The organism is Bradyrhizobium sp. LTSP885 (assembly GCF_000938305.1).
Classification (GTDB): Bacteria; Pseudomonadota; Alphaproteobacteria; order Rhizobiales; family Xanthobacteraceae; genus Bradyrhizobium.
Map to the genome: position 1 here is coordinate 134,843 of NZ_JYMT01000003.1, position 19,652 is coordinate 154,494.

Sequence of the window (19,652 nt, forward strand, 5' to 3'; positions counted from 1 at the left end):
ATGGCGAGAGCGCTTATTTTGCTGCGTTTTTGGCCGTTGAACCTTGGATGGCCTGTTTCCCACTCAATTGGCGGATGAGCCCCCGGTCGGGGCCCGAACCGCGGCGCGTCACGGTGAGTTGATGGGCGATCCGGTGGACTACATCAGGCTGTAACGCAAGACCGAAGAACAGGAATTTCGCATGATCGGCGCGCTCGCCCGCAAGTTTTTCGGCTCCTCCAATGACCGTCGGGTCAAGGGCTATCAGTCCCGCGTCAACGCCATCAACGCGCTGGAGGACGAGCTCGTCAAATTGTCCGACGAGGCGCTGAAGGCCCGTACCGACGAATTCAGGCAGCAGCTCGCCGACGGCAAGACGCTCGACGACCTCCTGGTTCCGGCCTTCGCGACGGTGCGCGAGGCGGCGAAGCGGACGCTCGGCCAGCGCCATTTCGATGTCCAGCTGATCGGCGGCATGGTGCTGCATGAGGGCGACATCGCCGAGATGAAGACCGGCGAAGGCAAGACGCTGGTCGCAACGCTTGCGGTCTACCTCAACGCGCTCGCCGGCAAGGGCGTCCACGTCGTCACCGTCAACGACTACCTCGCCCGCCGCGATTCCGGCTGGATGGGCCAGATCTATTCGTTCCTCGGCCTGACCACCGGCGTGATCGTGCACGGCCTCGACGATTCCGAGCGCAAGACGGCCTATGCCTGCGACATCACCTACGGCACCAACAACGAATACGGCTTCGATTATCTGCGCGACAACATGAAGTACCGCCTGGAGGACATGGTCCAGCGCGACCACTTCTACGCCATCGTCGACGAAGTCGACTCGATCCTGATCGACGAAGCGCGCACGCCGCTGATCATCTCCGGTCCGCTCGACGACCGCTCGGACTTCTACAACACCATCGACACGTTCTTTCCGCAACTCGACAAGACCGACTACGACGTCGACGAGAAGCAGCGCACGGTGACGTTGACCGAAGCCGGCATGGAGAAGCTGGAGAACCTGCTGCGTGACGCCGGCCAGCTCAAGGGCGATTCTCTTTACGACGTCGAGAACGTCTCGGTCGTGCACCACGTCAACCAGGCACTGCGCGCGCATACGCTGTTCAACCGCGACAAGGACTACATCGTCCGCGACGACGAGGTCGTGATCATCGATGAGTTCACTGGCCGCATGATGCAGGGCCGGCGCTATTCGGAAGGCCTGCACCAGGCGCTGGAAGCCAAGGAGCACGTCCAGGTCCAGCCGGAGAACCAGACGCTCGCCTCGATCACCTTCCAGAACTATTTCCGGATGTACGGCAAGCTGGCCGGCATGACCGGCACGGCGCTGACCGAAGCCGACGAACTGTTCGACATCTACAAGCTCGAGGTCGTCGAAATCCCGACCAACGTTCAGGTCGCGCGCCTCGACGAGGACGACGAGGTCTATCGCACCCAGGGCGAAAAATACGCCGCGATCCTCGCCGAGATCGAGCGTGCCAACAAGCGGCTGCAGCCGGTGCTGGTCGGCACGGCGTCGATCGAGAAGTCGGAAGTGCTGGCCGAATATCTCAAGAAGCACGGCTACAAGCAGATCGACTTCGGCGCTGAGTCCGGCATGGACAAGCTCTATGCGGCGGCGCGCGCCGGCAAGCCGGCCAAGCTGTTCGCAGTGCTGAACGCGCGCTTCCACGAGCAGGAAGCCTACATCGTGGCGGAAGCCGGCGTGCCCGGCGCGATCACGATCGCGACCAACATGGCCGGCCGCGGTACCGACATCAAGCTCGGCGGCTCGCTCGAGATGCGGATCCAGCAGGAGACCGGCGACATCACTGACGAGGCCGAGAAGGCCGCGAAGATCGAGCAGATCAAGGCCGACATCGAGCGCTTCCGCGAACTCGTGCTGAAGGCGGAGGAAGTGGTCGAGATCGAGCCCGCCAAGGGCTCCAGGCCGGCCAAGACCGTGACGAAGCCCGGCGGCCTCTACATCATGGGCTCCGAGCGCCACGAATCCCGCCGCATCGACAACCAGCTGCGCGGCCGTTCCGGCCGTCAGGGCGATCCCGGCCGCTCGAAATTCTTCCTGTCGCTGGAAGACGATCTGATGCGCATCTTCGGCTCCGACCGCCTCGACAGCATGCTGCAGCGGCTCGGCCTGCAGGAAGGCGAGGCCATCATTCACCCCTGGATCAACAAGGCGCTGGAGAAGGCGCAGCAGAAGGTCGAGGCGCGTAACTTCGACATCCGCAAGAACCTCTTGAAGTTCGACAACGTCCAGAACGATCAGCGCAAGGTGATCTTCGACCAGCGCGTCGAGCTGATGAAGAGCGACAGCGTGGCCGAAATGGTCGCGGACATGCGTCATGATTTCATCGACGACATCGTCGCCAAGCATGTGCCGGAACACGCCTATGCCGAACAGTGGGACGTGGCGGGCCTCAAGGAAGAATTGAAGCGCGTGCTCGACGCCGACCTGCCGGTCGAGGACTGGGCCAAGGAAGAGGGCATTGCCGACGAGGAATTGCTGACGCGCATCGAGAAGCATGTCGACGAGCACATGGCGGCCAAGGTCGCGCAATGGGGTCCCGACGTGATGCGCTACGTCGAGAAGACCATCCTGCTGCAGACGCTGGATCATCTCTGGCGCGAGCATCTGGTGATGCTCGACCATCTGCGCCAGGTGATCGGGCTGCGCGGCTACGGCCAGCGCGATCCGTTGCAGGAATACAAGTCGGAGGCCTTCGGCCTCTATGAGGCGATGACCGCGCATCTGCGCGAGGCGGTGACGGCGCAACTGGTACGGGTCGAGATCGTCCCGCCGGAAGAGCAGCAGCCGGTGCTGCCGCCGATGGAAGCGCACAAGCTCGATCCGAACACCGGCGAGGACGAGATGGCGTTCGCGCAAGCCAATTTTGCGCAGGCCTCGCTGGTGCCGAAAACCCCGGCCTCCGACCGCGATCCGAACAACCCGGCAAGCTGGGGCAAGATCGGCCGCAACGAGGATTGCCCCTGCGGCTCAGGCAAGCGGTACAAGCACTGCCACGGGCGGTACGGTTAAGCGGCTGCGACAAGGTTTTAGGGTGGGCAAAGCCAACGGGTCGCGCGAACGCGCGCCCGATGACAGACTCGGCGTGCCCACCAGTTCTTGCTTCGCTCGTGATGGTAGGCACGGCACCACGCGCCTTTGCCCACCCGCTCTGATTTATGCGACAGGTGGATTGGCCAGGAACGAGCCAAACTCGTTCTTCGCAAAATCGACATCAATCTCCCATCGAGGCGCTTTTGGAGCGACTTTCCAACTAGGAATTTTCCACGTCTTGATATCCAGCGGCCCCACTTGCGCGATCGTCCAAAGACCGCTGGAGTAAAAATCCCAAGTCCCATCGTGCCCGTATGAGGCGGCAGCAAGCCACGTGTATTTGACTAGGCCGGCCTGGAGCAACGAACCGCAGGGCGTGCCGTTGCTGTAGATCCCAATGTCAAATTTACCGCCGATCGTTCTCTTGATGTCGGTGAAGTACGTGCTTATTCGCGGCAGGTCGCCTGACTCGAACCCGCCGTCCTTCTCAATGCCGAAATAGATGCCACTCCCTTGAGGTTGCCCGATGCTGTTGGCGCAATTCATTGCCGTGGTCGCGTGATCCGCGCCTTTCGACAGGTCTACAGAGCCGGCCTCGAACACTGTGAAGAGGCGGATATTCGCCTTTGCAATCTGACCTGCCTCCTTGGGCGAGATCAACTTATAGGCGGTCGGATCGTTTGATTTGCAATAGTACCGGCCGACTGTATCGATGTTGTTTTTCGTCAGGGTATTCACAAAATTCTCGAAGCCGACATCACAATCGATGATCATTTTGGTTCGCTCCCAAAAAGGTCCGTTTCAAAAATCAGTGCAGCAAGAAGGAATAACAACCAGAAGTAATAATCCGCCCGCAGCGGTCTGCCAAGACTGGCAGCAGTTCCATCTTGCCTTGCCCGCGAGGAGGCGTAGGATCGCTGTTTTCAATCTAAGATAGTTGATTCAAATGAATAGGTCCGCAGCTTTAAGAGTGCTCGCGTCGGTTACGGCATTTGCTGTCCCCACGTTATCATCCGCGCAGCAGGTTCCGTCCGATCTGCCGTCAAACCCGGTTGCCGGGGCCGGCAATCTGCCGGACGTGCTGTTCAAGAAGACGCCGTATGAGCTGTGGCTGACCTGTCTGATCGTTGCCTTCGGTCTGATCGTGATCTGCCTGTACATCTATGCGGTCCGCAATATCCGCGACAAGCGACCGGAAGACGTGTCCCGTGCCATGATCGTCGTCACGGTCATCACCGCCTCCCTGCTGCTCATTACCGCAGGATACTCCAACGAGCAGATCGCGCCTGCCTTCGGTCTGTTCGGGACCATCATCGGTTACATGCTGGGCCGAATGAGTCAGCCCACCGGACCAAAGGAAGCGCCACCAGCTGAGAAGGGTGATCCGAAACCATGATGCGAGCCGGCAAACTGGCGGTCGTGCTGTGCGCTTGCCTTGGCTGGTTCGGTTGTTCCTCGCGCGCGGATGAGCTTCGCAGCTCCAATCAGATCCCGAAAGCTGCGTTGGCAAACACGGTCATCCTGTTGAGCGTCGCGAAGGCTCCAATCAACCTGTCTTATCTCGACGGCGACTGGAAACAGATCGAGATATCACCCGGGCAGTTTGTGACGCTGCCGAACAACGGCGGCGCCGTGTCGGTTGCCTATCATGACGGCGCAGCGATTCAATCCACGAAGTTGGCGCCGGGGACTCAATACGTCTTCTATTGGGATGCGCAGCGGAGCCGGTGGTCGATCGATTCCTATGACGCAGTCATGCGGGAAGGTACCGGACTCCGCTCGAGGTAGACGATGCGAAACGCAGTCTTTGCCTTGGTCGCGATGGTGATCGGAGTCCCGGCCTTGCCGCCGAAGGCCTGGACGGCCGACTTCACTGTCGATTTGAAGCGGACCGATTGCCAGTTGCGGATGGACGGTGAAATCGCTGCGGGGGACTTCGACAAGTTCAGGCAGAAGCTCCCCAAAAACTATCCGCCGATTGAAACGGGGCCGACGCTATGCCTGAATTCACCGGGCGGCGACTTCGTTGAAGGCTTGAAGATCGCCGATTTCGTCTCAGGCGGGATATCAACCTCGATCGCTGCAGGTGCTGCCTGCGAGTCGGCCTGTGGCTGGATCTTTCTTGCAGGTTTGAGTCGCAACAGGGCAGGGACCGAGTTGAGCCGCGCGATGGATGCGCACGCGACGCTGTCTTTCCATGCCCCCTATATCGACGTCGGTAACGCGACGATCACTCCGGGGAACCCGGCCACGTCAAATTCACTCAACCTGAAGGCAGAGATTCAGGCCTACAACCAGGCTGTCGGTGAAATCGGACGCAATCTTCTTGCCCTGGCGCAAAAATACGCGACGCTCGATGTATCACAACCGCTGGTCCCCGCGGCGCTGCTGGCGGAAGCCCTGGTCAAGGTTGGAAACGACAAGCTGCTGGTCAATACGACCGGTGCGGCAATCCGTTGGTCGATCCGGGTGAACGGCTACAAGGGGCTCGTGCCGCGGACAAAGGCAGACGTGGTGCGGGCCTGCATCACGGCATCGGCGGCGGCCGATCAATTCTGGGACGACGACTTCCTGACGGCATCTGCATATGACGAGTATCTCGCGTATTACGATGCAGGCTCCAAGACGCTTGTCGCGGAAGTCGTCGTTTCCGGTATCAAGGGGATCGCATGCGAGCTGGAGTTCAAATTCGCCGACGGCTTCGCAAGTCTGACTGATGACATCACGGTGAAGGCAAATATCGAACTGGACGAAAGCGTCACCAAAACCTGGATCAGGGATCATTACGGTCCAAAGATGATCTATCTGCCGGATTTCGGGGTCCTCAATCCAAAAACGCTGCTGAAGGATTTGCCTGGTGCGGCGGGCAAGCCCGTCGATCCCCGAAGCCTGGCCACTATTCAGGGGCCCGCCTGGTGTGCCACCCGAACGACAAAGATGAAGGATGAGGAAGCTATCTGCGCCAGCAGCAAACTATCCGTCTATGATGTGCTTCTGTCCCGCTACTATGCCGAGGCAATTGCGAAAGGCGGCAATGCGGCCAAATCGAAGCTGGAGTCGGAACAGCGGACATGGCTGGAGTGGCGACGTGCGTGCGCCGACGAAAGTGACTGTCTGGTGGCCACCTATCATTTGCGGATCAAGCAAATGAAAGATCGATTGCAATGATGCGAGGCGACGGCCTCGATCATCCGCGGACGGCTGTCGAGGCCCGAAGCTGCGAGCGAATTCCGGGAAGGTCTCGGAATGTCGCGGGGATCTCACCCCGCAAACGCCTTGTCGAGATCGGCGATGACGATCTTCCGCATCTTCATCATGGCCTGCATCGCGCGATCGGCTTTCGCGCGATCGGGGGCGCCCAGATAGTGGCCGAGTGCCGTCGGCACGACCTGCCAGGACAGGCCGAATTTGTCCTTCAGCCATCCGCAATTGCCTTCCTCGCCGCCATCGGCGGTCAGCCTCGTCCAGAAGTAGTCGACCTCCGCCTGGGTCTCGACGCTGATGAAGAAGGACACCGCTTCATTGAACTTGAATTTTGGGCCGCCATTGAGGGCGTTGAACCGCTGCCCCTCGAGCTCGAAGGTCGCCATGAAGTCGCTGACGGTCTCGATCCTGGCGTTGGGAAATACCGATTTGTAGAAGGTGACGGCCTCGCGGACGTTGTTGTCGAGCCAGAGGAACGGCGTGATCGACGTCATGAATGGATGTCCTCGCTAACGGGGCAGATGAACTGGAACCTTCGCGCTTGGTCGCGAAGGCTGTACCGCGGGCGGAACCGAAGACGGCATAGGTTCCGTTGGCGCGGTGCATCCAAAGGACGACCCGGCGGACGGGAGCCCGACATTGGCCCAGGGTTCTTTTTCGATGGTCCGGTGCGGCGGTACCCAGCCGGTGAGGGCTAGTCGTGCGGGGCGGCGGCCCCGCGTCAGTTCGCGGTGCCGATCAGGCTTTCCAGCAGGCGCTTGAGCTCGGTGGTCGACTTGTCGCCATAGCTCTCGACGATGTGCTCTTCCTGGCTCACCGCCAGCGAGTTCAGCCGCCTCGAGAGCGCCTTGCCGCGATCGGAGACGAACATCAGTACCTTGCGGCGATCCTTGGGATCCTGGACGCGATAGACCAGCGCGTCCGACACCATGCGGTCGATCATCTTGGTGAGGGTCGGGTGGTTGAGCAGCACCGCATCGGCGAGCTCGCCCATCGAGTGTCCCTCGCCATCGGACAGCACCTTCAGGATGCGCCACTGCTCGACCGGGACGCCTTCCTTGCTCAGGCGCGTCTCCAACTGCCGGTTGATCTCCCGGTTCGCTTGCGCGAGCAGGTAGGCGAGATGTTCGGTGATCGGGGAATTTTCTTTCGGCGGTTTAGCCACGGCTGCGACCTGGATCCTGATCCGGTTGAGTGAATGTCCGGCAACTCATGCCGTTTCTATATGCACTTCAATTGTTGAATATTCAATATTTTCACATAGAATATTCCCCCAACCAGGGGCGGATGCCGCGGCCGCCCCGCTGGTGGTGTTGCGTATTGCTCCCAGACAGGAGTTGGCGTGCTCTCGACGGTTACTTTCCAGGCACACGGCGGCTTGCCGGTCGCGCCGCCGCTGCTGTTCAGAAATCCGTCGTCCTGCGCGGACGATCTCGCATTGACCCTTAGGCCGGGCTCCTCGCGCCGTCGCGGCACCGACAGCAAGCTTCGGGTCGGCAATTTCATCACCTTCTCGGGTGCGCCCGGGATCTGGGGCCCGAGCTCGACCAACAGCGTGCTGCTCGCGGTTGCCGAGATCAACAAGCGGGGCGGCATCCTCGGCCGTGAGATCGAGCTGTCGATGTACGACGCCGGCGGCCCGATGGACGACGTGGTCGACCGCGCCGAACGCGCCATCGCCCGCGACGAGATCGACCTCGTCATGGGCTCGCATATCAGCGCGGTCCGCGTCGCGCTGCGCAAGGTCACAAGTGGCCGCGTGCCCTATATCTACACACCGGTCTACGAGGGCGGCGAGCGTACTCCGGGCGTGATGGCGATCGGCGAGACACCGCGCGCGGAGTCCAGGCCGACAATCCATTGGCTGGCCGACGTCAAGAAAGCGAAGCGGTGGTACCTGATCGGCAGCGACTATGTCTGGCCCTGGCAGTCGCACCGCGCGGTGAAGAAATACATCGCCGAGGCCGGCGGCCAGGTCGTCGGCGAGGAATTCGTTCCGCTCGGCGAGGACGATCACGAGGCGCATCTGGCGCGGATTCGCGCCGCCAAGCCCGACGTGGTGCTGATCACGCTGATCGGGACCGACAGCATTACCTTCAACCGCGCCTTCGCCGCGTCCGGGCTCGCCGCCACCACGCTGCGTTTCGCCGGCGCAATGGACGAGACGGTGCTGCTCGGCATCGGCTCTGACAGCACCGAGAACCTGTTCTGTTCCTCCGGCTATTTCAGTTGTGTCGGCTCGCGCGCCAATGACGACTTCCGGATCCGCTATCGCGCCATGTTCGGCCCGCATGCGCCGCCGATCGGCTCGGTCGGGCAGTCCAACTATGAGGGGTTGCGCTTCCTGGAGGCGGTGGCCAACCGCGCGCGCTCGCTGTCGATGGGGCCGCTGCTCGCGGCGGCGCGCAACGTCGTCTACAGCGGCGCCCGTGGCGCCGTCACGATTCGCAATGGCCGGGCTGAAATGCCAATCTATCTCGCCGAGGCCGATGGCCTCGACTTCAAGGTGATCAAGACGAACTAGCGCGATGCCGCGGTGGCCGGCCGAATGTGCTGGTGCCAGACAGGAGATGGTGTGCTCTCGACGGTCAACGTCCCGGTCCGCGGCGGTCCTGCATTTCCGCCGTCCATGCTGCTGAAAAACCTGTCGCCGCCGGCCGGCCGGCCGATGGCGCCGGACGATCGCGCCTCGTGGCAACGGCGCGGCGCCAACAGCCGGCTACGGGTCGGGGCCTTCATCTGCTGCACCGGCTCGCCCGGGGTCTGGGGTCCGTGCGCCACCTCCAGCGCGCAGCTCGCGGTCGCCGAAATCAACAGGCGCGGCGGCATCCTCGGACGCGAGATCGAGCTGTCGGTCTATGACGCCGGCGGACCGATCGACGAGGTCGTCGATCGCGCCGAGCAGGCGATTGCGTTCGACGAGGTCGATCTCATCATGGGCATGCACACCAGCGCGGTCCGCGTCGCGCTGCGTGACCTCATCACCCGCAGCCGAATCCCCTACATCTACACGCCGGTCTATGAGGGCGGCGAGCGGACGCCGGGCGTCATCGCGATCGGCGAGACGCCGCGCTGGCAGAGCCGGCCGTCGATCCATTGGCTGGCCGAGGCGAAGCGTGCCTCGCGCTGGTACCTGATCGGCAGCGATTATGTGTGGCCATGGCAGTCGCATCGCGCCGTGAAGCGCTACATCAAGGAGACCGGTGGGCAGGTGGTCGGCGAGGAATTCGTGCCGCTTGGCGAAGACGATCACGAGCCGCATCTGGAGCGGATCCGCGCGGCGAAGCCCGACGTGGTCCTGATCTCGCTGATCGGCACCGACAGCATCACCTTCAACCGCGCCTTCGCCGACGCCGGTCTCGCCGCCACCACGCTGCGCTTTGCCGGCTGTGTCGACGAAACCGTGCTGCTCGGCGTCGGCGCCGACAAGACCGAGAACCTGTTCTGCGCCTCCGGCTATTTCCCCTCTGTCGGCTCGCACGCCGGCGACGATTTCAGGGATCGCTATCGCGCGATGTTCGGTGCCTTCGCGCCGCCGGTCGGGTCATGCGGCGAGTCCGCGTATGAAGGCTTCTGCTTGCTCGAGGCCGCCGCCAACCGCGCCGGCACGCTGAACATGCGGCCGCTGCTCGCGGCTGCGGACAATCTCGTCTATCGCGGGGCGCGCGGACCGGTCACCGTTCGCGACGGCCACGCCAGGATGCCGATGTATCTCGCCGAGGCCGACGGGCTCGATTTCAGGGTGATCAAGCCGATCTGACGGGAGGTGCGGCAACAATTCGGACCCGATATCCGAAATAATGCTTGAAAAGGAAAATATTTCCGTTTTGAATAGTGTCACGAGGCAAGCGGTTCGCGATCGTCAAGCGGACCGCGGCTTCGTGCCCAGGGAACGCCAGGGTTCATCAGGGATCATAAGCTTCAGGAGAGCGCCGTGACAGTTGTCCTTCCCACGCCAACGCAACTTCGTGCCGTCGCCGAGCAGTGCGGCCTGAACCTGACCGATGAGGACGTGACCTCGTTCCGCGGCCTGATGCAGGGCTCGATCGAGGCCTATAATCTCGTCGGCGCGATGCCCGACGAGGTCCCCGTGGTGAAATATCCGCGTACGCCGGGCTACCGGCCGTCGCCGGAGGAGAACCCGCGCAACGCCTGGTACCGCAAGTCGACGGTGAAGGGCGCGGCGTCCGGCAAGCTCAAGGGCAAGACGGTGGCGCTGAAGGACAACATCATGCTGGCCGGCGTGCCCATGATGAACGGCTCGGCGACCTTGGAAGGCTATATGCCGGATTTCGATGCCACCATCGTCACGCGCATGCTCGACGCCGGCGCCGAGATCGCCGGAAAAGTGCATTGCGAATCCTTCTGCATGTCCGGCGGCAGCCACACCGGCGCGGTTGGAGCCGTGCATAATCCGCACAAAATGGGCTATTCGGCCGGCGGCTCGTCGTCGGGCTCCGGCGTCGTCGTGGCGCTCGGCGAGGTCGACATGGCGATCGGTGGCGACCAGGGCGGCTCGATCCGCATGCCGTCCTCGTTCTGCGGCACCTACGGCATGAAGCCGACCTGGGGGCTGGTGCCCTACACCGGCATCATGCCGATCGAGATCTTCGTCGACCACACCGGCCCGATGACCGCGACGGTGGAAGACAACGCGCTGCTCTTGGAGGTGCTCGCCGGCGATGACGGCTACGACCCGCGCATCAAGGCGCCGAAGGTCGAGGATTACACCAAGGCGCTGGGGGCCGGCGTCAAGGGCATGAAGATCGGTATCCTCAAGGAAGGTTTTGAGCAGGCGGGCGCGGAAGCCGCGGTCAATGAAAGCGTCCGCGAGGCGGCCAAGCGCTTCAAGGACCTCGGCGCCTCGGTCGAGATCGTCTCGATCCCGATGCACATGGCGGGCCCGGCGATCTGGACGCCGATCGGCACCGAAGGCATGACCCAGACCATGATGTATGGCGACGGCTACGGCCTCAGCCGCTCCGACCTCTATTCGACGTCATTGATGGATTTCCATCGCGGGTGGCGCCAGAAGGCGGATTCGCTGTCCGAAACCACAAAGCTGTTCCTGCTGCTCGGCACCTACATCAACAACAATTTCGGCCCGCGCTATTACGGCAAGGCGCTCAACGTCTCGCGCCGCCTGACCGCGGCCTATGACAAGGCCTTCAACGACTACGACCTGCTGCTGCTGCCGACCACGCCGATGAAGGCAACGAAGTTGCCCGAGCCCAATGCCAGCCGCGAGGATTATGTCGCCCGGGCGCTCGAGATGATCACCAACACCGCGCCGTTCGACATCACCCATCACCCGGCAATGTCGCTGCCCTGTGGCATGGTCGACGGGTTGCCTGTAGGCCTGATGCTGGTCGGCCGGATGTTCGAGGAATCGACCATCTACCGCGCGGCGCACGCCTTTGAGCAGGCCGGCGACTGGAAGAAGATGTGAGGCACTCCTTGTCGCAGACGCTGATGGGACGGATCGGACACCATGGCTAGCAGTTTCGCCGCGGCGTTCGAGATCGTGAGCTTCGGGGCGATCATCGTTTTGGTCGTGCTCGGGCTCGGCATCATCGCCAGCATGATGGGCATCTTCAACTTCGCGCAGGGCGAGTTCGTCCTGCTCGGAGCCTATGTCACCTATCTGGCGTATGCCCACGGCGTGCCGATCTGGGCCGGCATGGTCGCCGCGCCCTTCGTGGTCGGCGCGCTCGGCTTCGTGCTGGAGGCGCTGATCATCAGGCGCTTCTACGCCGCGCCGATCGTGGCGATGCTCGGCACCTATGCGCTAGGGCTGATCATCCGCGAGAGCGTGCGCACCTTGATCGGCGGCTTCTATCTCACGGTGCCGGAGCCGATCGGCGGCTCGATCGACATCGGCTCCATCCATCTCTCGGCCTGGCGCTTTACCATCATTATCATCACGCTGCTGGTGATGGGCGCCTGCTATCTCCTGCTGTCGCGCACCAGCTTTGGGCTGCGCGTTCGGGCGACGCTGGAGAACCCGGCGCTGGCGCGGGCGTCGGGAATTTCCACACCGTTGATCTACGGCACGACCTTCGCGTTCGGCGCGGCGCTGGCCGGGCTTGCCGGCGCGCTGATCGTGCCGGTGTTCAGCCTGTTCGCCGATCTCGGCATCCGCTTCCTGATCCAGGGCTTTGTCGCCGTCATGGTCGGCGGGGTCGGATCCTTCATCGGGCCGGTCGCCGGCGCCGGCGTGATCGGCACGCTCAGCGCGGCGCTGCCATGGGTCATGTCGCCTGTCGTCGCCGACGTGCTCGTCTTCGTACTCGCCATCGCCTTCATCAAATTCCGGCCGCAAGGCCTCATTGCTGGAAAAGGGGTTTAATCAGATGTCCAAAGATCGCCTCAATCTCACCCGCCGCCGCTTCATGAGTAACTTCGCGTTCGCGACCGGTGCGCTCGCGACCGGCGTCGGAAGCTGGGTGATCCGGCCCGACTGGGCCAACGCCGCCGAAGGCCCGATCAAGGTCGGCATCGCGACCGATTTGACTGGCCCGATCGCCTATGCCGGCAATGCCGACGCCAACGTCGCCAAGATGGTGATCAAGGAGATCAACGCCGGCGGCGGCCTGCTCGGCCGGCCGCTCGAGCTCTATATCGAGGACACCGCGTCGAACGAATCGGTCGCGGTCGGCAACGTCCGCAAGCTGATCCAGCGCGACAAGGTCGACATGGTGCTCGGCGGCATCACCTCGTCGATGCGCAACGCGATCAAGGATCCGATCGTGGCGCGCGGCAAGACGCTCTACATCTATCCGCAGCTCTACGAGGGCAAGGAATGCACGCCCTATCTGTTCTGCACCGGACCGACCCCGGCGCAGCAGTGCGACGAATTCATTCCGTGGCTGATCAAGAACGGCGGCAAGAAGTTCGCGCTGCCAAGCGCCAACTATGTCTGGCCGCACACGCTCAACGTCTATGCCCGCAAGGTGATCGAGGCCAATGGCGGCGAGGTGGTGTTCGAGGAATACTACCCGCTCGACCAGGTCGACTTCTCCTCGACCGTCAACCGCATCATCTCCAACAAGGTCGACGTCGTCTTCAACACCGTGATCCCGCCGGGCGTCGGCCCGTTCTTCAAGCAGCTCTATGAAGCGGGTTTCCTCAAGAACGGCGGACGGCTCGCCTGCGTCTACTATGACGAGAACACGCTGGCCATCAACCAGGCCAACGAGATCGAAGGGCTGGCGAGCTGCCTCGACTATTTCAAGGTGCTGACCAAGGACGATCCGGTCAGCGCCAAGATCCAGGCGGCCTATGACAAGGACTTCCCGGGAACCTTCCTGTTCGCCGCCGGCAGCGCCGCGACCGGAACCTATCGCGGCCTGAAGCTGTGGGAGGCCGCGGTCAAGGAGGCCGGCAAGGTCGACCGCGATTCGGTGGCGGCCGCGCTCGATCACGCCAAGATCGCCGAGGGTCCGGGCGGGCCCGCCGAAATGGTGCCGGGCCAGCGCCATTGCAAGATGAAGATGTATACTGCCGTCGCCAAGGGCGGGACTTACGAGGTCGTGGCACGCAGCAACGGCCTCGTCGATCCCAAGGAATGCTGAGCGGCACGATGGTTGCAGCAAAGCAGGCCGTCGCTGAGCTCAGCGAAGGACCGGATGTCGTGACGGGTGAAAGTGCACCGGCCGCCAAATTGCCGGCGGGACGAGCGACGGCAGGACGAAAGGTCCTGCCGATCGTGGAAGGGCTGGTGCTGCTGATCGCACTGGTGCTGCCGCTCGTCCTGCAGGATTACCTGACGGTGTTCGCCACCCGCGTGGTCATTCTCGCGTTGTTCGCACTGTCGTTCGATCTGGTGTGGGGCTATGCCGGCATTATGAGCTTCGGCCAGGCCTTGTTCTTCGGCTCCGCCGGCTACGGCGTGGCGCTCTTGGCGCGCGATCTCAATGTCACCTCGATCTTCCTGATCCTGCCCGCCGGCACACTGATCGGGTTGACCGCGGCACTTCTGCTCGGCGGCTTCCTGCTGCTCGGCCGGCATCCGTCGAGCGTGATCTTCGTCTCGCTCGGCACCCTGACCGGATCCTACGCGGCCGACCGGCTGGCGCGCGGCTGGTACTATCTCGGCGGCCAGAACGGCATCCCGTCGATCCCGTCGCTGACGCTCGGCTCGACCGAAATCTCGGAAGGGCCGGTCTATTACTACATGGCGCTCGGCATCCTCGTCGTCGTCTATCTCTTGTGCCGCTTCCTGGTGCGCTCGCAATTTGGCCTGGGGCTCGCAGGCCTCCGCGAGAACGAGCAGCGCATCGCCTTCTTCGGCTACAAGGCGCAGCATCTGAAGGCGATCGTGTTCGCGGTCGGCGGCGCCATCGCCGGCCTTGCCGGCAGCCTCTATGCCTTCCACGAAGGCTTCGTCTGGCCCAACATGCTGGGCGTCGTGTTCTCGACCCAGGTCGTGCTCTACGTTTTGTTCGGTGGCTCCGGCACGCTGATCGGCGCCGTCATCGGTACCGTCATCGTCGAGGGCGTCAGCTTCTGGCTGTCGGACAATTACCGCGACGTCTGGCCGATCATCCTCGGCGTGCTGCTGCTGCTCGTGATCATGTTCCGCCCGCTCGGGCTGATCTCTCTCGTGCTCGGCGAGCGCGAACGGGTCGGCAGGTTCGGCAAAGCCCCGAAGGAGACGCGCAATGCCGCTCCTTGAGGCCACAGGCATCAGCAAGATATTCGGCAAGCTCACCGCACTGGATGGCGCTGGCCTCACCGTCGGCGAGAACGAGTTTCACGGCCTGATCGGTCCGAACGGCTCGGGCAAGAGCACGCTGATGAAATGCGTCGCCGGCGCCGAGGTGCCGACCACGGGCAAGGTCTCTTTCGTCAACACCGACATCACCGCGTACACGCCGACCGAGCGTGCCCGCGCCGGCATGAGCCTGAAGTTCCAGATCACGTCGGTGTTGCCGACGCTGACGCTGTACGACAACATCCTGCTGGCGCTGCAGGCGCAGTCCTCGCTCTTGGACCTGGTGTTCTCGCGCACCCGCCGCGCGCTGCACGACCAGGTGATGACGATGCTGACCCAGTTCCGTCTTGCCGATCGCGCCCATGACGCCGCCGCGAATCTCTCGCACGGTCAGCAGCAATGGCTGGAGATCGCGATGGCGCTGGCCGGCAAGCCGCGGCTATTGCTGCTGGACGAGCCGACCGGCGGCATGAGCCTCGAGGAGCGCCGCGTCACCGGCGAATTGCTGCAACCGATCAAGCAGCATTGCTCGCTCGTCATCGTCGAACACGATCTGGATTTCATCCGCGACATCTGCGACCGCCTCACCGTGCTCGACCAGGGCAAGGTGCTGGCGTGCGGGACGGTCGCGGAGATCCAGGCCAACAAGAGCGTCCAGGAGATTTATCTGCGCCGTGCCTGACCAGTCATTCCTCGATATCAGGCATCTCGATGCCGGCTATGGCCGCAGCCAGGTGCTGTTCGACGTCAATATCGGCATTCCCTGGCGCGGCGGCGTCGCCGTGCTTGGCCGCAACGGCGCCGGCAAGACCACGCTGATGAAGACCATCGTCGGCGAGCTCGCAAGCTCGAAGGGCGAATTGTTCTTCGACGGCCGCGACATCACGCGCCGCCGCACCGAGGAGCGGGTGCGCTCCGGCATCGGCTACGTGCCGCAGGAGCATTCGGTGTTCGCCCGCCTCTCGGTGCGCGACAATCTCGCGGTCGGCTCGCTGTCCAATCCGGATGCGGCGCGCGCCGTCGATCGGGTGCTGGCCATCTTCCCAAAACTCAGCCAGCGCCTCGACCAGCCTGCCGGCACGCTGTCCGGCGGCGAACGCAAGATGCTGGCAGTCGGCCGCGCCTTGCTCGGCAATCCCAAGCTCTTGTTGCTGGACGAGCCGACCGAGGGCGTCTGGATCGGCGTCATCGAGGAGATCACCGAGCGGCTGATCGAACTCGCCAAGGAGATCGCGGTCGTCATCGTCGAGCAGCATCTCGACCTCGCGCTGCGCGTCGCCGACTACGCCTATGTGCTCGACCGCGGCCGCGTCGCGCTGCAGGGCGCCGCCGGCGAAGTGCGGAGCGATCCGGAGTTGCTGCGGTATTTGGCGCCGTAGCCGGAACAATCTCTCCCCCGTCATTCCGGGGCATGCGAAGCATGAGCCCGGAATCCATCAGGCCGCGGGTTTGGAGAGGAATGGATTCTCAGATGCGCAATTGCGCATCATAGTTCGCGCTGCGCGCGCCCCGGAATGACGAATGATGGGCTGTGGCTGCTGGACGGGCAAACTCAGCAGAGATCCATCAAGACCCTTGCGCAGAAATCCGCTCGACCAGATGCGCACGCGAGGGGCCGGGCTGAAATCGCTCCGCGAAATATTGCGTTTCGTGGGCCACAAGTCCGTCGCGGAATTCCATGATGCTCACGGTGTAGGACGGGATGCCGTCATAGGTCAGCACAAACTCCGTGACCCAGAGATCGCCGCTGCCGATCATCCGCCGGATCGTAAAACGCTTCTTGTTTGGCTGGACGGTTCGGCTTTCCTGGATGTTGCGCCGGCCGCGGATTCGCTCACCCGATTGCGGATATTCGAGCACGGCATCCTCATGGTAGATGTCATGCTCGACCTCGAAATCGCTTGCGTCCGACGCATCCCAATGGCGCTGCAGCGCCGCTCGCACGGTTTGATCGTCCATTTCAATCTCCCCACTTGCGCGCCCAGCTTGGCTTCAAGGATACGCCTGTGGGACGTCCGCGACAATGCGCCGAGGCGGGCCGGATGTGTCATCACGTTGCAGGCGAAAGCCAGATACCGTGTTGCGCAAGGAGCAATCGTCTGGCACGCATCAGGGGTTCGCAAGTCCACGAATCGGAAAGCCACGCCGACGATGTCTCCGGACAAACCTCTGTTCAAGATTCGCAAGCCGTCCCGCCGGGATCACAAGCCGCCTCCCGGCCCCGATATGGGAGCGCGCATCCTTGATGCCGCCGAGTTCGTGTTTGGTCACTTTGGGCTCCGTGGCGCAACCACCGCGCTGATCGCCAAGAAGGCTGGTATCGCCAAGCCGCACATCTATTACTACTTCGAGGACAAGGACGACCTCTACCGCGCCATCCTGGAGCGGGCCATGAACAAATGGGCCCGAGACATCGACAAGCTCGATGCGCATTCCGACCTCGTGACGATCCTGACCGAGTACATCGACCGCAAGGTCGATTTCTCGCGTGATTATCCTTATCTATCGCGGATTTATGCCACCGAGATCATCAGCGGTGCGCCCTATATCGGAGAATTCATCTCGAAGATATCGACGCCGCTGCTGTTGCAGAAGGTCAAGGAGGTCGACGCCTGGGCCGCGCGGGGTCTGATCGCGCCGATCAGCGCGACGGACCTGTTCTTCTGCATCTGGGCGATGACCCAGGCTTACGCCGACTTCTCCAGCCAGATGTGCATCATGAAGAAGAAGCGCGCGCTTGATGAGGCCGACTACGCCGCCGCGAAAGCCACCATCGTGCAATTGGTGCTTGGCGGGCTTGGCCTCGCGGTTGCAGGAGAGCGCAAGGCTGCGGGCCGTCCGCGCTCACGCGCAGCGCGGCCCGCCGGTTAGAGGCGCATAGAGGGCCTTACTCCGCGGGCACGGACGCGACCTGCGACGTCTGCGTCATCAACGCAACGTGCAGCAGTCCGCCAAGCGCCGCTCCGATCAGCCAGCCCCAGTCGCCGACATTGGGGATGACCTTGTAGGCCCCGAGCAGCGACAGTCCGATCGAGATCGTCCCCGAGATCGCCAGCGCAATCAACGCCCGCCGGTTCCAGCCGTTCTCGAAGTAGAGCGAGCCGGATGGCGACATGGTGTAGAGGTCCTCGACCACGACGTGCTGCTTCTTCACGAAGTAGTAGTCGCCCACCATGATGCCGAACATCGGCCCGAGGATCGCGCCGAAGATGCTGACGAAGATCGTGATCGCCTGCGGGCTCGACACGAACAGCCAGGGACAGACCATGACCGACAGGATCGAGGTGATCAGGCCTCCGAGCCGGAAGTTGATCTTCTGCGGGTTCAGATTCGAGATGTCATAGGCCGGCGACACGAAATTGGCGACGATATTGATGCCCATCGTCGCGACGATGAAGGTGATCGACCCCAGCGCCACGATCCAGGGATTGCCGATCTTCTCGACGATCGCGACCGGATCCATGATGGCCTCGCCGAAGACTTTCACGGTGCCCGCCGTCACGATCACCGTGATGACGGCAAAAACGATGAAGTTGAGCGGCAGCCCGAGCAGGTTGCCGACCTTCATGGCTCGCTCGTCGCGGCCGAAGCGGGAGAAGTCGCCGAAGTTGAGCAGCAGGGCGGCGAAGTAGGCCACGATCAGCATCGCGGCGTTGGCCATGTGGCCGAGCGACGAGCCCTCGGCCGGCGGACTGAGCTGGAGGTCGAGGCTGGAGAAGCCGGTTTGCGACAGGATCCAGATCGCTAACGCGAACATCACGACGTAGACGACCGGACCGCAGAAATCGATGAACTTGCGGATCGTCTCCATGCCATTGAGGAAGATCAGCAGCTGGAAGATCCACATGAAGCCGAAGCTGAACCAGCCGAGCGTCGACAGGCCGAGGATGCTGTTGTGGGTCAGCGTTTCAGCTTGGGGAAACCAGGTCAGGACCAGAACCTGGACGGCCTTGGATGCAAAATAGGTCTGCACGCCGTACCAGACGATTCCGACGACGCCGCGAAGGACGGCGGCGAGATTGGCGCCCATCACGCCAAACGACATGCGCGCGACGACCGGAAACGGCGTGCCGTATTTCAGTGACGGGCGGCCGATCAGGTTCATCAGGAAGTAGACGGCGGTGATGCCGACCACCATCGAGAGCAGCACCTGCCATCCGGTCAGGCCGAGGAAGAACAGGCTTGCCGCGAAAGTGTAGCCCCCGACCGAATGCACGTCCGACATCCACATCGCAAAGATGCTGAAGACGCCCCAGGTCTTGCCCTCCGGGGCAGTCGGCGCGAGGTCATGGTTGTAAAGTCTCGGATGGGCACCCGTGATGGCGATGACGGGCGGTGTCGCATGTGATCCGGCCATTTGGCTTCTCCCTGGGGTTTCCAGGTGCGATGCAAGCGATATGCCATTTCTTGAACGATCGGTAAAAACTCTTTTTCCGATCGTTCAGGAGGCGCCGCGGCGCCTCCGGCACGCCGGAAGCCCGGTCTCGGATCGATCAAAGCCGCCCGGGCCCCGGTGCGGGTGCCCAACCTCCGACCGCGCCTGCCGCCAATCTGGGCAGCCATCCTTGCGAACGGTTAGGGACGTTCGCACCCCCGTCTGCCCCGCAGGCAGGCTCCCATGGAGTGAGGGCGTGGCCCGGATGCCAATTGCGACTTGATCAGAATAGGGTACCCCCC

Annotated in this window: 18 protein-coding genes; 13 read left to right on the plus strand and 5 right to left on the minus strand. The window is 62.8% G+C overall.

Features of this window, described 5'->3' with window-relative positions:
- Window positions 1-181: 181 nt before the first annotated feature.
- The gene (gene secA / locus UP09_RS01935) at window positions 182-3,034 is read left to right on the plus strand and encodes a preprotein translocase subunit SecA (protein ID WP_044536322.1); all 2,853 of its coding nucleotides are present in this window, start codon (window positions 182-184) and stop codon (window positions 3,032-3,034) included.
- 144 nt (window positions 3,035-3,178) lie between these two features.
- Here secA and UP09_RS01940 read toward each other — a convergent pair whose 3' ends face one another.
- Window positions 3,179-3,829: a glycoside hydrolase domain-containing protein gene (locus tag UP09_RS01940; RefSeq protein ID WP_044536323.1), complete on the minus strand. Its 651-nt coding sequence runs from the start codon at window positions 3,827-3,829 to the stop codon at window positions 3,179-3,181.
- 196 nt (window positions 3,830-4,025) lie between these two features.
- On the opposite strand from UP09_RS01940, the gene UP09_RS01945 reads away from it, so the two are divergent.
- From UP09_RS01945 to UP09_RS01955, 3 genes are read left to right on the plus strand one after another with little or no spacing between them, the layout of a single operon-like run.
- Entirely contained in the window at window positions 4,026-4,451 is a 426-nt protein-coding gene (locus UP09_RS01945) for a hypothetical protein (RefSeq protein WP_044536324.1), read from the plus strand.
- A complete protein-coding gene (locus UP09_RS01950) occupies window positions 4,448-4,843 on the plus strand; it encodes a hypothetical protein (protein ID WP_044536325.1) in 396 nt (131 codons plus the stop codon). Before UP09_RS01945 ends, UP09_RS01950 begins: the two co-directional genes overlap by 4 nt.
- A gap of 3 nt (window positions 4,844-4,846) precedes the next feature.
- The gene (locus UP09_RS01955; RefSeq protein WP_044536326.1) at window positions 4,847-6,223 is read left to right on the plus strand and encodes a lysozyme inhibitor LprI family protein; all 1,377 of its coding nucleotides are present in this window, start codon (window positions 4,847-4,849) and stop codon (window positions 6,221-6,223) included.
- 92 nt (window positions 6,224-6,315) lie between these two features.
- On the opposite strand, the gene UP09_RS01960 is transcribed toward UP09_RS01955, so the two are convergent.
- Both UP09_RS01960 and UP09_RS01965 read right to left on the minus strand, forming a co-directional pair.
- The gene (locus UP09_RS01960) at window positions 6,316-6,753 is read right to left on the minus strand and encodes a VOC family protein (protein WP_044536327.1); all 438 of its coding nucleotides are present in this window, start codon (window positions 6,751-6,753) and stop codon (window positions 6,316-6,318) included.
- A 227-nt stretch (window positions 6,754-6,980) separates the two neighbouring features.
- Window positions 6,981-7,424, minus strand: coding sequence for a MarR family winged helix-turn-helix transcriptional regulator (locus tag UP09_RS01965; protein ID WP_044536328.1), 444 nt, complete (start codon window positions 7,422-7,424; stop codon window positions 6,981-6,983).
- 177 nt (window positions 7,425-7,601) lie between these two features.
- On the opposite strand from UP09_RS01965, the gene UP09_RS01970 reads away from it, so the two are divergent.
- The 8 genes from UP09_RS01970 to UP09_RS02005 all read left to right on the plus strand — a co-directional run bounded on the left by UP09_RS01970 (window position 7,602) and on the right by UP09_RS02005 (window position 16,354).
- Complete coding sequence (locus tag UP09_RS01970) at window positions 7,602-8,783, plus strand: substrate-binding domain-containing protein (protein WP_044536329.1); 1,182 nt, start codon at window positions 7,602-7,604, stop codon at window positions 8,781-8,783.
- Between the two features lie 51 nt (window positions 8,784-8,834).
- Window positions 8,835-10,019, plus strand: a complete 1,185-nt coding sequence (locus UP09_RS01975; RefSeq protein ID WP_044536330.1) for a substrate-binding domain-containing protein — start codon at window positions 8,835-8,837, stop codon at window positions 10,017-10,019.
- 174 nt (window positions 10,020-10,193) lie between these two features.
- Window positions 10,194-11,708 carry an amidase gene (locus tag UP09_RS01980; RefSeq protein ID WP_044536331.1) on the plus strand — a complete coding sequence of 505 codons (1,515 nt, stop codon included), beginning with the start codon at window positions 10,194-10,196 and terminating at the stop codon, window positions 11,706-11,708.
- A 42-nt stretch (window positions 11,709-11,750) separates the two neighbouring features.
- Window positions 11,751-12,608, plus strand: a complete 858-nt coding sequence (locus UP09_RS01985) for a branched-chain amino acid ABC transporter permease (protein ID WP_044536332.1) — start codon at window positions 11,751-11,753, stop codon at window positions 12,606-12,608.
- A gap of 4 nt (window positions 12,609-12,612) precedes the next feature.
- The gene (locus UP09_RS01990; protein WP_044536333.1) at window positions 12,613-13,833 is read left to right on the plus strand and encodes a substrate-binding protein; all 1,221 of its coding nucleotides are present in this window, start codon (window positions 12,613-12,615) and stop codon (window positions 13,831-13,833) included.
- Between the two features lie 8 nt (window positions 13,834-13,841).
- Window positions 13,842-14,936 (plus strand): branched-chain amino acid ABC transporter permease, encoded by a 1,095-nt coding sequence (locus UP09_RS01995; protein WP_044536404.1) that lies wholly within the window; start codon window positions 13,842-13,844, stop codon window positions 14,934-14,936.
- Window positions 14,923-15,657 (plus strand): ABC transporter ATP-binding protein, encoded by a 735-nt coding sequence (locus tag UP09_RS02000; RefSeq protein WP_044536334.1) that lies wholly within the window; start codon window positions 14,923-14,925, stop codon window positions 15,655-15,657. Before UP09_RS01995 ends, UP09_RS02000 begins: the two co-directional genes overlap by 14 nt.
- Complete coding sequence (locus tag UP09_RS02005; protein ID WP_044536335.1) at window positions 15,650-16,354, plus strand: branched-chain amino acid ABC transporter ATP-binding protein; 705 nt, start codon at window positions 15,650-15,652, stop codon at window positions 16,352-16,354. Before UP09_RS02000 ends, UP09_RS02005 begins: the two co-directional genes overlap by 8 nt.
- 187 nt (window positions 16,355-16,541) lie before the next feature.
- Here UP09_RS02005 and UP09_RS37365 read toward each other — a convergent pair whose 3' ends face one another.
- A complete protein-coding gene (locus UP09_RS37365; protein ID WP_044536336.1) occupies window positions 16,542-16,934 on the minus strand; it encodes a nuclear transport factor 2 family protein in 393 nt (130 codons plus the stop codon).
- 192 nt (window positions 16,935-17,126) lie between these two features.
- Between UP09_RS37365 and UP09_RS36705 the strand changes: the two genes are divergently transcribed.
- The gene (locus tag UP09_RS36705; protein ID WP_197082582.1) at window positions 17,127-17,846 is read left to right on the plus strand and encodes a TetR/AcrR family transcriptional regulator; all 720 of its coding nucleotides are present in this window, start codon (window positions 17,127-17,129) and stop codon (window positions 17,844-17,846) included.
- 16 nt (window positions 17,847-17,862) lie between these two features.
- Here the strand turns inward: UP09_RS36705 and UP09_RS02020 are convergent, their stop codons facing one another.
- The gene (locus UP09_RS02020; protein WP_044536338.1) at window positions 17,863-19,332 is read right to left on the minus strand and encodes an NCS1 family nucleobase:cation symporter-1; all 1,470 of its coding nucleotides are present in this window, start codon (window positions 19,330-19,332) and stop codon (window positions 17,863-17,865) included.
- Between the last annotated feature and the right edge of the window lie 320 nt (window positions 19,333-19,652).

Excerpts from the sequence above, each read along its gene's own strand:
- secA (WP_044536322.1), top strand. The coding sequence starts at position 182 with ATGATCGGCGCGCTCGCCCGCAAGTTTTTCGGCTCCTCCAATGACCGT.
- UP09_RS01940 (WP_044536323.1), bottom strand. The coding sequence starts at position 3,829 with ATGATCATCGATTGTGATGTCGGCTTCGAGAATTTTGTGAATACCCTG.
- UP09_RS01950 (WP_044536325.1), top strand. The coding sequence starts at position 4,448 with ATGATGCGAGCCGGCAAACTGGCGGTCGTGCTGTGCGCTTGCCTTGGC.
- UP09_RS01955 (WP_044536326.1), top strand. The coding sequence starts at position 4,847 with ATGCGAAACGCAGTCTTTGCCTTGGTCGCGATGGTGATCGGAGTCCCG.
- UP09_RS01960 (WP_044536327.1), bottom strand. The coding sequence starts at position 6,753 with ATGACGTCGATCACGCCGTTCCTCTGGCTCGACAACAACGTCCGCGAG.
- UP09_RS01985 (WP_044536332.1), top strand. The coding sequence starts at position 11,751 with ATGGCTAGCAGTTTCGCCGCGGCGTTCGAGATCGTGAGCTTCGGGGCG.
- UP09_RS01990 (WP_044536333.1), top strand. The coding sequence starts at position 12,613 with ATGTCCAAAGATCGCCTCAATCTCACCCGCCGCCGCTTCATGAGTAAC.
- UP09_RS01995 (WP_044536404.1), top strand. The coding sequence starts at position 13,842 with ATGGTTGCAGCAAAGCAGGCCGTCGCTGAGCTCAGCGAAGGACCGGAT.
- UP09_RS02000 (WP_044536334.1), top strand. The coding sequence starts at position 14,923 with ATGCCGCTCCTTGAGGCCACAGGCATCAGCAAGATATTCGGCAAGCTC.
- UP09_RS37365 (WP_044536336.1), bottom strand. The coding sequence starts at position 16,934 with ATGGACGATCAAACCGTGCGAGCGGCGCTGCAGCGCCATTGGGATGCG.
- UP09_RS36705 (WP_197082582.1), top strand. The coding sequence starts at position 17,127 with ATGTCTCCGGACAAACCTCTGTTCAAGATTCGCAAGCCGTCCCGCCGG.
- UP09_RS02020 (WP_044536338.1), bottom strand. The coding sequence starts at position 19,332 with ATGGCCGGATCACATGCGACACCGCCCGTCATCGCCATCACGGGTGCC.